The organism is Exiguobacterium sp. s28, from assembly GCF_018618135.1.
Taxonomy (GTDB): domain Bacteria; phylum Bacillota; class Bacilli; order Exiguobacteriales; family Exiguobacteriaceae; genus Exiguobacterium; species Exiguobacterium mexicanum_A.
The window spans coordinates 80,716-92,526 of the sequence record NZ_JACSLL010000006.1 but is presented as its reverse complement, the minus strand read 5'-3'; the positions used below and the strand labels follow the sequence as shown (position 1 = coordinate 92,526).

The window sequence follows — 11,811 nt, the reverse complement described above, 5'->3', positions numbered from 1 at the left end:
AAAAATCCCCCGACTGCAACATCGAGGGATTCCTTGGAAATTGAAACACGTTAGGCAAAAAGCCTTACTCCGCTTCAATCAACTCATGAACTTGTGTGAACGGACTCGATGCCCCAGCCTTCAAATGACCGTGCTCGATTTCTTGAAGACGCAGCGCCTCAAGTTGCATCTTTGAGGCCGCGCCCCATTTGTTCGGTCCACAGTCACGGAGGGCGACCGTCCGGACCATGAACTCGGTCGTCTCAGCCGTCGCATCGAACTCGACCCATACTTGGTTCGGGCCGCCCCAGGCCGCGATATCCTCGGACAAGTACAAGACCCCGTCGACCCAAATCTCGTAGCGCATCCGTCCTAGGCCAAGGGACGACCGCTTTTCGAACGGGTTGAGCACGTTCAAGTTCAAACGATATGTCTGACCAGGTTTCGTCGTCAAGATTTGCGAGTAGACCATGTAGTCCCCTTTTTTCATCGCGTTCGCTTCAAGATGATACGACACGTTCGTCGTCAAGCGACGTACGTTCAACGGGATCGTCGACTCGTCCAACCGTCCGCTCGTGATCACCCCGTTCAACGGCATCCAGTCTTGGTCGAGCGTCGGATGCAGATAATCGCGCATCGTGTCGCGTTTGTTCACGCCCCAGAACGCGAGCACCGGCCACTCATGACCGATCACTTCATAGAACAGCTTTGCGTATAGACGGTCCCCATATTCAGGCGCGAGGAACAACTCGAGGATGGCCCGGGCGTTGAACGGAATGTACGTCTCGAAAGCGACGTCGCTCTCGGCGAGCACTTGCTGGTGCCACATGCCCATCCGGTACTCCCAATATAACAAGTCGTACGGGTCATACCCGTGGAGCGTCGCCTCGGTCAACCCGACCGCTTCAACGTAAGACGTCCATAACGCGACGACACGGTCATCTTCCCGCGACTTCCATGAATAGCAACGAATCGCGCCTTCGACGGTGAACTCGGCCGGGAGGGTACGGTTTTTCCGGTAAAAGGCACGACCGATCTCGAGGATGTTCGACCGTAGATGTCGCGTCGGCCGGTCGTTGTACAGCTTCATATATTCATAGGCGTGGGCATGACCGTGATTTGACGTCACACTTTGGCGCATCATATCGCGAAACGGTTTTGCCTCGTCCGCTTGTTCGAACGCTCGGCCGTCGACCGGGATGATACGATGGGCGAATCCGAGGTCGCGCGCCATCATCGTGGCGACTTCCGCATCGATATCGAGCGACTCGACGTGCGCCACGTTTTGGTACGTGAACGCCTCAATCTCAGCGAGGAACGGTTTCAGGAGCGCGAGCGACAGACGGCTGTCGATCCCGGCCGTGAGGGAGAAGATGATGCGTTCGTCTGTCTCGAACAGCTGATGCAACTGGTTGTCGAACCAGGTCCGGAGCGGTTCGATCGCCGCCTCGACTGGTAGCGATTCAAGCGGACGCCGTGGATAATAACGGGTCATCACACATGACCCATCGACGAAATGGTTCGGAACGAGAATCCGGATCGTCTCATAGATCGTGAAGTGACCCGGCAAGTGGTAATGGTTGTGTTGACGCAACTCGCTTGAACAGAGCGGGTGCGGTGCGGACTGGACGTCTTCTTGCAACAGCTCTAAATGACTGGCGGCCCGGAGCGGCGCTTCTGTCGTGAAGTAGACGCCGCGCATCCCTGTCGCATCGTGGTAGAGCCGGACGGATGCCTCGTCGCCACGAATGAGCACATAACGACCGCCCATGAAGTCGAGTGATTCGTGGAACGCTTCCGTCGTTTCTGCGCTCAGTCGCGCAAGCAAGTTCATCCGGTCACGCTTCATCGCTCGGATGTCAATGACATCCCCCATAGCGAGCATCCACCGATTTCCATTTTGAATCAAGTCGACCTGAGTGATTGGGTCATAGTAAAAGAAGTCACCGTTCGGCAAAGTGACCATATCCCACCCGTCACGTGTGGTCTGTGTCGGCGTCATTAAAAATCCACGTTGATAAGCTTGCATCGTTTTCCCTCATTCTATAGTAAATTCTTGCCTCGACTCGAAAAAAGATGAGCACCGGACGTGCCGGTAACTCATCGAGATTGACTGATGATGGTCATCCAAATATTAGAGGTAGAACCCGCTGCTTTTGCATAGTCAGCCGGTTTAGCCAAATTGAGCTGAACACCGTTTTGATATAAATACAAGTGGGTCACTCTCCCGCCACCAGAAGCCCCGATCGTGATGCCTCGTTTCGTGAGCGTCTCGTCCGGTTCGGCAATGATAGAGACGACCGAATCGCCGCGATCACGACGGACGATGATCGTCCCACGTTTCGGGTCGATTTCGGCCCCTGTGAAGCCCATCGGTTTATGACTGCTGTTCGAGTGTATGTATAGGCCTTTCGCATCTAACCGTAGCGCCATCCCGCTAAATCGCAAATCGTTTCCCAAGGTAGACGCATGAAGCTTCACTTTCGCCTCGGCTTCTTGGTTTTGTTGATAGATGACGCCAGATAAAATCAGACAGACCAAGACGAACGTCCTGACGAGAAATTGGAACTTTCGTCTCTGTTTCCGTTGTGCACGACTCATAATACCCCTCCAAATTATATATTATCCCTAAAGAAAATAGAACCAATATAATAATACCTTATTTGTTTTAAATTTCCATAATTTATTGGGATTAATATGTATTTTTTTCAGTTTACTACATAGTAAAACCGGCAGCGTCAGACGCTACCGGTTTCAAGATGGCTCCGCCCGAAGGCTTTGCTCTATTTAACCCTAAGGGAGGGTCAATGAATGTCAGCGCTAATTACTTAGCGATGTTCACCGAAGTGAACAATGGGTGTTTGTTGTTCGCGAGGTCGAGGACTTCGAACGCAGCACCTGGTTTGAGCGTGAGCGTTTGAGCCGTCTCAGCCGGAGTCAACACACGGTCAACCGTGATTTTGACTTGGTTCGACTGCGATCCCATGACTTCTGAGACTTTCGCAGATTTCGCGAGGTCTTGGTCGCCGACGAAGAGTTTGAAGTCTTCATAGCCGTCCTCGATTGAGTAGTCTGCGATCGACTCATCGAACGTGAGCGTGATGATCGCGTAGTCGCCTGACACGTTGTTCGACGTGAGAACTGCCGAAGTGAGACCTGGAAGGTCGTTTTCAGCGAACTTCTCGTTCAAGGCGAGTGTATCCATGACGTTGCCCGCCACGTCTTTAACGTTTTGGATTGTGAACGCGTATTTACCAGATGTCTGGATCGCGCCTTCTTTGAGCGTCAACTTGATGACGTCACGTTTCTCGTTCGTGAAGACGGCTTTCTCAGCGATCGCTTTGCCTTCGATCAAGAAGTTGCCCAAGTAGAGTGATGATGGGTCAAGTTTCTCGCTGAACTTGAGGTAAAGTGTGCTGTTGTCCTTCTCTTGGAAGTAGTAGCCATCGAACGTCGGCTTCTCTTTCTCGATTGGGCTCGATGTGATTGAGAACTTGATTGATTGAGCCGCGCTCGCGTTGCCGACGACATCCTCTACGAGGTTCTTCGGAAGCGTGACCGAGTAGTTTCCAAGTTCAAGATCCGAGATCGGCGTCTTGATTTGGTTCTTCGAGTAGTACGAAGCGTCTGTCCATGCTTTGACTTTCTTCTCGACACCGTTCGGCGTGATGTACGAACCGACCATCTCACCATCGTAGAGCGCGTTCACTTCTTCAGAGAACGTGAGGACGAGGTGGTTCTTGCCGTCGATGACTTTCACTTCTGCTCCAGTCACAGTCGGTGCAGTCGCATCGTTTGTGAAGTTGACGAGTTTCGTTGACGCTGCGCCGTAGTTGCCAGCGAGGTCGCGGAACTCAGAAACTTTCACGTCGATTTGACCGATGAACGTGCTGTCACGGACAGTGAGGACTTTGCCTGACTCGTCGAGCCATGCGTTGTCGTCAAGGTCAGCTTCGATGTCACCGTTTGTAAGCGTGATTTTCGCAACATGGTTGTAACGATCCACATAGACAGCCTCAGAGAATGTCACTGTGAGGTAGCCCGGTTTCGAAGACGACATGCCGACGACTGCAGGTGCTACACCGTCAACGACTTTCTTCTGAACGACCTTCGTCACTGGATTTGGTGTGATGAAATTGCCAGCGAAGTCACGGAGACCGACGAGTGTCAACTTGTAGTCTTTGCCTGCGACGAACTGAGCGTCTGACAAGTCAAGGATGAACGACTTACCGTCCCACGAGAGCTTGTCGACATCAACTTTGTAGCCAGCGCCAGAAGCGTCTGTCAACTCAAGTTTCTTCTCAAGCGCTTCTTCTGAGTCAACGTTGACCGGCTCAGAGAACGTGAACTTCACGCGGTTGTTTTCAAGATACTCAGGATCGTTAAGGACTGGGCGCACGTTATCTGTGAGCGTGTAGATTCCTTTGAACGGTACGAGATCTTTGCCGTCAAGACCTTTGATCTTCGAGCTGGCAAGCACGGCGTAACGGCCGTCGAATGTCTTCTCGGCGCGAACGACGAGCGTTTTGCCGTCTTTCGAGAGTGTGCCGCGAAGTCCTTTGAGGCGTTGTGCATCTGGAATGTGATCGATTTCGACCGTTCCATCTTTGAGCATGCCGTTATCGAGGAGCGTGCTCGCGTCAACCGGTTTAGAGAAGTTGATTTGAAGCTCTTTGGCGTTGAGCAACTCGACGCTTGATACCATCGGTGCTGACTCGACGACTTTATACTTGAACGATTTCGAAACCGTTCCATACGCTTTGTTCGAGTAAGTGAACGTCGCAGTGAACTCGCCGACTTGCGACGTGTCGATACCAGACCATGAACCCGGCTTCATGTAGACGCGGTCTGCGAATTTGACCGGCTGCGAGCGGATACCTGAGACGGCTTGTCCTTTTTCGAAGACGAGCATTTCTTTCGGTCCGATCACTTCTTGAGCGTAGTTCAAAACGCGAACGCGCTTCTCAACTTTGATGCCCTTCCCTTTGACGAAACCTACCGCCGTTTGGAAGACACCGAGCTTGTTCATGTTGACTGAAGACTTGTACCAGTGAATCTCTGATCCGTGATACGTCTTGTCAAGCGCTGCATCCAAGTTCCCTTGACGTACATAGTCCGAGCTGAGCTTGACGACAGGCATTGCCGCTGAAGCCGACATTGCTGGTGCGACCGCTGCCGCTGTCACTGCAAACGCTGCCGCTGCCGTGACAAATTGTTTTTTGTTTGCCATCTTGTTTAAATCCTCCCTTTGGTAAAATGCGATTTCTGCGTCTTCGACTCCCCCTCGTCCTCTCGATCACGCCTCAAGGCACCCTTACTGCCATGAGTTATGTATAGCATCGATAGGACTTGGGTCATACAAAAACAGGTATCTAAAACCATACATTGACTTTTAGCCTATGCATCGTCCCAGATTGCTTACATCCATAATATACATAACGTTTCCAATTGAAACAAGCGACTTTTTATCGAAAAAGGGAAATGATAATGCATTTTCGTATTTTTATTTAGAATATTCAAGACGCCCATTCAGAATTACCAGTGTGATTAAAATCGCATAAAATCAACAAAGTAAGCGCTATCAACGTTTTTAATCAAGATCAGACTTCTGTCATCGGATTCGATTTTTATGAAATGAATGATTAAAATATAATTTCCAGTTATCGTTTTGGATTTTACATTTAATAAACCTATATTACCTTTAATTTACATTTAATTATGTGAGTAATGTTTTTTAATAAACCAATTCATTACCAATTAAGAACTTCTACTGATTCGTCCGACACGAATTACGCTTTTCGAATAGGACTTTTGGGTCAGATGAATATGGACGATTCATAGCCGGTGAGACGTTTTTTCTTCAATACGACAGAAAATATCCAGTAAATGGTTATCGAGAAATCGGAGTATGGTTCTTGTATTGTCATTTTGCTAAATGATCACACACAAAAATCGCCCTTCCTGAGAAGGGCGATCTGAAGTATTGCTTTTTAATATCCAGCGTAGCTGAGTGATTCGATGAAGGCGCGTTTCTCGCCAGCGTAGAGCGGCCATTTGACGACTCCTTCGCTGCCTTCCACCGTGACGATAATCCGGTTCTGTGGACGGACGTTCGTTTTGATGAACTGAATGAGTTTTGCATCCGGCTCAAAGATGTACCACTCCCCAACCGAACCATCCTCATACTCCATGTACTCGACCTCTTCCGGGTCAATGTTCACTTTGTATGACTTGCTGCCGACTTGGATGCGGAGCGTATCCATATCGAGGTAACCTTCGTCTGATTCGATGTCGACGAGAAACGCCATATTCGCTTTTGATGGCTTCCCGAAGAAGACAGGCGCAAACGTCTCAGCGTAGCGGACGTCCCCTTCGCTATCGAACACCTCTTTATGAAGCGTGATTTGGCCAGGCAAACGATAGAACTTGTTGTATAGCGCATGTTGCACGCCGAGCTTGAGGGCGCCGCCTTTATTGCCGGCTCCGTCTACTACATACAACTCAATCGGTTGTCCGAGCTTTTGTTTCGGGATCTTGATGACAAACTTCCCGGTCGACATGACTGGGGCTTTATACGTCTTCGTCCCAATCTTCGCATAGACAGTTGCATACGCTTCGGCCGTACCAGTGATTGCCGTTGCGGTCGTCGTCACGCTCTGCGTAACGCGTGGACGCATCGGGGCACGACCGTCTTTGATGACTTTCGTCGAGCGCGTGAGGCTCGTCGCCCCCTTCGCGTCGACTGTCGTCGCCCGGATGACCGTGCCGATCGGAAGGACTGCTGTCGTGCGGCGATAGACGCCTTTCGCGTCATAACGTGCCGTGTACGTCGCGTTCCCGACTTGAAGCGTCAATTTTGCACCCGGTGTACCGGTCACGACGATGTGACGGGCCGTGCTGTTGACTGTGCCGATTTTCGGCGTCGCCGGACGTGCGGCCGGATCGACCGCGACGACGACTTGTGTCGTCTCGCTGACGTTTCCGGCAGCGTCACGCAAACTGACCGAGATGACTTTTCCGACCGACTGCGGGCTCATGTTGAATTGAGCCGTTCCTGCCTCTGTGACGACGCGCGTATACACTTTGCTGTTGATGCCAATCAAAGCTGTCGTACCGGCCTCGCCTTCGATGACGATTGATTTCGACGTGTGGAGCGGTGTCGAGACGACCGGTGCAAGTGGCGCCGTGACGTCGACCGTCTCGACGACCGGTGGCTCTTCTGTCGTCGAGCCTTCTGCTTGTGCTTGAAGCGGCAAGAGTGGCGAGACGATGAGCGAACCGGCTAAGAACAACTTTAAATACGATGAATGATTCATGACTTTCCTCCATTATCTAGGTTTATCATTATTTTGGTTGGTTTCCCTATTTTATTGTAATAACATCTCTAAGAAAAAGTTCGTTTTTTTAAACATCAGGTGAATGATTTCATAAAAAAACTGCTTTGGATGTACCAAAGCAGTCCTCCCTATCATACTTCATGAATCATCGTCGCCTGGCCGCCTTGCCAAAGCCACGTGTCGTTCTCTTTCACATAGACATGCAGCACCCAAAACCGGCCTTCGTAGGCGTTCGTTCCGAGGATGAAACGCTCTTCAAGCAATAGTTGCACGAGGGCGATCTCGCCTGCTACCGTCTCGTCGAACGTGACGGTCTCCTGCGTGATCCACTGGACCGACGCTGGGTCGACGAACTGATCTAAAAACGTTTCTTTATCGAACTGACGTCCGCTCGAGTCGACGTAACGAAACTCGTCGTGCATGATGCCGCGCATCGCGTCCAGGTCGCCCTTGACTTGAAGCGCGGCCCGTTCGTCAGAAAGTTGTTTTAAGTTGATTGTTTCCATTGATGTACCTACCTTTCGCGTCCATCATAACATACTCGTATGCTCGAGTCGTCCCACTCGTAATGGCCGTCTCAATTATTCGATTGTACGTAACCACATCGGTACTATTCTTTTTCTTATCCCCTATTCCCTGTATACTTAGCAATATACAATTTATCCCATTTAGAAAGGACGATGCTTATGGATTTGATCGACCCGTTCATCTGGCAACTCGTCATCGTCCCTATCCTCACCATCGGGACCGGTGTCCTCATCGCGTTACGATTCGAAAAGGCTTATATCGCCCCGCTCATCACGTTGGTGCTCAATCTCGCAATTGAAATGACGATGGGCCTCGTGTACTACGGGACGCTCACTTCTCCATCGTCTTGGAATTGGCTTTTCCCGATTCCCTCGTTTCTCATCGCCTATACGTTTCTCAGTAAACGGAAGACCGAGCGCCAGATAGAAAAACATTCCTGAGCCCTAATCATTCTGACAGTTTCGATATTGACATTCTGACTTCAGCCCGTTAAAGTAACGATAACATTCATACGAACTCGCGATGAGAAAGAAGAGTAGCGTGAAGATACGTCTCCAGAAAGCCGGTGGTCGATGTGAACCGGTGACGTGTTGCACGTGAATGGGCTTTTGAGCGTTCAGACCGATACGTAGGCTCTGACGGGTCCTCCCGTTACCGAGGACAGCGAATGATGGTTCGCGATGAGTGGGGAGGCGCGAAGTCTCTCAACGAAGGTGGCAACACGGGGAAATCTCCTCGTCCTTCATGTCCGATCGGGCATGAGGGGCGGGGAGATTTTTTGTTTGATTGCTTGGAGGTGTTCGGGTGATGTCCCGCGGATATAGGCACCACGGTCATCATAAACAAATAGTACATGTCCTGCTTCCTGATGAATGAACTGAACGGCAGGATACGACATGGCCCAGCCACGCAGTCGTGGTCTCAATGGTTGAAAGTCTTGGTGACAAATCGCCTCCAACAAACGAGACATCCGGATCTGGTCTCGATCAGCAATCGGCACGATATACGTCCAGAGCGTCTCCTCCTCTTCTTCGGAACGAATCAACGCCGTCTGAAAGCGGAGCGATTTGTCGCGAATCAATCGAAACATACCGGTGTTGCCCGGGTGATCACCATAAACATGATACACGAGCGTGAAGCCCTCACCGTTCGGAAACAAGGTGTCGAACAACCCCTTCGCTTTTCGTATCACGGCATCGAAATACGCTTGATTCAACTCATCCGATTGATCGAGAAACGGACTTAATTCTTCTTCTAGCTCGATGTGCTCAGTGAGCGCATCTCCTGAGAATTGATTCGGTTTTAAGATGTGCATCATAGTTTCCCCTTTTCTCTCAAATTATAAGGAGGTTATCGATATGAAACAACTCATCATCAACGGCGACGAACTGACACCGGTGGCAATCTTCCACCGCTTAGAAGGTAAACGAAAAGTGTTGCTCGAGAGTCGCGCCGAAGGCAAGCACGGCCGCTACTCGATCATCGCTTCGAACCCAGTCGAGACGATTCGCGCCAACGGCAACGAAGTGACCGACGCATCCGGCACGATGCACACGGAAGATCCGCTCGCCTTGTTGTCGGAACTGGTTGCGCGGGACACACCGGACGCCCCCTATCCGTTCATCGGCGGTGCCGTCGGCTATATCGGCTATGACATGCAGCGCGTCTATGAACCGATCCCGAATACCCCGAGCGAGACGCGTGGTTTGCCGGACGCCTTGTTCCAACGATATGAGACGGTCGTTCTCTATGATCATGTCGAAGAGCAGGTCATCGTGATCGACACTGGAAATGATGATGCTACAAATCGGCTAGACCACGTCAAACGAGCCCTCGAGACAGCGAAGACACACGAACTTGCCCCCGTCGTCCGCACGAGTGAACGCGTGTTGACCGGCAAAGAGGAGTTCGTCGAACGCGTCTTGCAGGCGAAAGAAGCCATCCTCGCCGGAGAGGTGTTCCAACTTGTCTTGTCCCAACGCATCGACGCGACGTTCACCGGCGATCCGTTCCACTTTTACCGGACGCTTCGGAAACAAAACCCGAGCCCGTATTTGTTCTATATCGATCTCGGCGAGGTGATCGTCCTCGGGGCATCACCAGAGAGTCTCGTTCGCGTCGAGGGAAATCGCGTCTCGACGAACCCGATCGCCGGCACCCGCCCCCGCGGCAAGACAATCGAAGAAGACGTGCGTCACGCTGCTGATCTCATTCAAGACGAGAAAGAACTCGCCGAGCACCGGATGCTCCTCGACCTCGGTCGCAACGACATCGGCCGGGTCGCCAAAGTCGGCTCGGTCACGATACCGAAACAGATGGAAGTCGAGCGCTTCAAAAACGTCATGCATCTCGTCTCCGAGGTCGAAGGTGAACTGCGCGACGACTTGAATCCGATTGACGCGCTGCGGGCCTGTCTCCCGGCCGGTACCGTCTCGGGCGCCCCAAAGATTCGAGCGATGCAGCTGATTGACGAATTGGAAACGGTGAAGCGCGAAGTATATGCCGGGGCCGTCGGCTATCTCGACGTCCGGGGCGGCTATGATTTCGCCCTCGCCATTCGGACGATGGTCGTTCAAGGTGACACGGCCTATGTCCAAGCCGGTGCCGGCATCGTCTACGACTCGGACCCGGTGTCAGAATATGAAGAGACGTTGCATAAAGCCAAATCCCTACTGGAGGTGTTCGCATGATTCTACTCATCGATAACTACGACTCGTTCACGTATAACGTGTATCAAGATGTCGCCCGGTTCAGCGACGTCTTGGTCGTCCGCAATGACGAACTGACAATCGACGCGATTCGCGACCTCAATCCGGCTGGAATTATCATCTCTCCGGGTCCAGGTGGCCCCCTGGATGCCGGTGTCTCGCTCGATGTCGTCCGCACCTTGTCCGGCACCATCCCCATCCTTGGCGTCTGTCTCGGACATCAAGTCATCGCCGAGGCGTTCGGTGGCACGGTCGGTCGGGCCGAACAGGTCATGCATGGGAAGACGTCCGTGATCGAGACGACCCCGGGCGTCTTGTTCGACGGGAGTCCGAGTGAGGTCATGCGCTACCATTCGCTCGTCGTCTTGGAGACGGACCTCGTCGTGACCGCTCGCACGCATGACGAGGTCATCATGGCGCTCGAACATCCCGAGCACCCGACATATGGTGTCCAGTTCCATCCCGAATCGACTGGAACGCCAAACGGACGTGACGTGTTCAAGCGCTTCGTCGACTTGTGCCATGCAAAAAGACCGAGGAACGCGTCCTCGGTCTGAGCGTCAGGCCTTCAAGAAATCTTCCATTTGGAAGTCATGTTTGTCGAGCATGATTTGGTCCGGCGTCACGCCATTTTGACGCAATTTGGCAATCGTCTCATGCAAGAAGTCATCGCTGCCGACAAGGTAAAACAGTCCGTCTTTGTCTGCGGCGAGCGTCTCGACCAGCTGGTAATAGTCCGGACGATTGTCGACGAACTCGGCCGTGAATCCATTCGTTGACGCGAACACATCGTTAAACAAATATTCTTTCGACGAGTCGACGTTCAACGAGTGGAGGTGCGGCACACCTTCCCCGTTCGCCAAATACGCGAGTACGAGCGGGCGGAACGTCGCAATGCCGACCCCGCACGATAACAGATAGACGTTCTTCCCTTCCCGCTTCAATGGCACGTTCGAATGCGTCTTGAAGATGGCGACCTTGTCCCCGATGTTCATGTCACGCAAGATTGATTTGAACGTCGAACATTCCGGTTTGACCCGCGTCGTGATCCCAATCGCGCCTTCATGCGGCAACGTCGAGATCGACATGTGCCGAATCAACGTCCGGTTCGGTTTGTCTTCTTGATTGAAGCCTTCGAGCGCGAAGTGCGTGTGCGCGCCTTCTTCCCACGTGAAGCCCTCGGGCAGTTCCAGTTTGAACGTGTATGTATCTCGCGCTTCCTGCACGACTTGTTGAATTGGTGTCCAATAAATCTGCAT

10 protein-coding genes and 1 other annotated feature are annotated in these 11,811 nt (G+C 52.0%); of the genes, 3 read left to right on the top strand and 7 right to left on the bottom strand.

Annotated features, from left to right (window positions below):
• Positions 1 to 64 precede the first annotated feature (64 nt).
• The 5 genes from KNP78_RS08450 to KNP78_RS08430 form a co-directional block, all read right to left on the bottom strand.
• Entirely contained in the window at positions 65 to 2,008 is a 1,944-nt protein-coding gene (locus KNP78_RS08450) for an asparagine synthetase B family protein (protein WP_214754082.1), read from the bottom strand.
• Positions 2,009 to 2,079: 71 nt separating this feature from the next.
• Positions 2,080 to 2,580 (bottom strand): hypothetical protein, encoded by a 501-nt coding sequence (locus KNP78_RS08445; RefSeq protein ID WP_214754084.1) that lies wholly within the window; start codon positions 2,578 to 2,580, stop codon positions 2,080 to 2,082.
• Positions 2,581 to 2,803: 223 nt separating this feature from the next.
• A complete protein-coding gene (locus tag KNP78_RS08440) occupies positions 2,804 to 5,209 on the bottom strand; it encodes an Ig-like domain-containing domain (RefSeq protein WP_034778864.1) in 2,406 nt (801 codons plus the stop codon).
• A gap of 760 nt (positions 5,210 to 5,969) precedes the next feature.
• Positions 5,970 to 7,295, bottom strand: coding sequence for an Ig-like domain-containing protein (locus KNP78_RS08435; protein ID WP_052090158.1), 1,326 nt, complete (start codon positions 7,293 to 7,295; stop codon positions 5,970 to 5,972).
• Between the two features lie 152 nt (positions 7,296 to 7,447).
• Positions 7,448 to 7,822 carry a nuclear transport factor 2 family protein gene (locus KNP78_RS08430; protein ID WP_034778866.1) on the bottom strand — a complete coding sequence of 125 codons (375 nt, stop codon included), beginning with the start codon at positions 7,820 to 7,822 and terminating at the stop codon, positions 7,448 to 7,450.
• Between the two features lie 180 nt (positions 7,823 to 8,002).
• On the opposite strand from KNP78_RS08430, the gene KNP78_RS08425 reads away from it, so the two are divergent.
• Entirely contained in the window at positions 8,003 to 8,284 is a 282-nt protein-coding gene (locus KNP78_RS08425) for a hypothetical protein (protein ID WP_052090159.1), read from the top strand.
• Positions 8,285 to 8,357: 73 nt separating this feature from the next.
• Positions 8,358 to 8,590: a binding site (T-box leader), on the top strand.
• Here KNP78_RS08425 and KNP78_RS08420 read toward each other — a convergent pair.
• Entirely contained in the window at positions 8,587 to 9,159 is a 573-nt protein-coding gene (locus KNP78_RS08420; RefSeq protein ID WP_214754088.1) for a DUF3885 domain-containing protein, read from the bottom strand. It overlaps the preceding feature by 4 nt.
• Before the next feature lie 43 nt (positions 9,160 to 9,202).
• Here KNP78_RS08420 and trpE point away from each other — a divergent pair, with 43 nt between their 5' ends.
• Positions 9,203 to 10,534 (top strand): anthranilate synthase component I, encoded by a 1,332-nt coding sequence (gene trpE, locus KNP78_RS08415; RefSeq protein ID WP_214754090.1) that lies wholly within the window; start codon positions 9,203 to 9,205, stop codon positions 10,532 to 10,534.
• On the top strand, positions 10,531 to 11,109 hold the full coding sequence (locus KNP78_RS08410) for an anthranilate synthase component II (protein WP_214754092.1): 579 nt from the start codon (positions 10,531 to 10,533) through the stop codon (positions 11,107 to 11,109). Before trpE ends, KNP78_RS08410 begins: the two co-directional genes overlap by 4 nt.
• A gap of 3 nt (positions 11,110 to 11,112) precedes the next feature.
• Here KNP78_RS08410 and KNP78_RS08405 read toward each other — a convergent pair whose 3' ends face one another.
• Complete coding sequence (locus tag KNP78_RS08405; RefSeq protein WP_214754094.1) at positions 11,113 to 11,811, bottom strand: ferredoxin--NADP reductase; 699 nt, start codon at positions 11,809 to 11,811, stop codon at positions 11,113 to 11,115.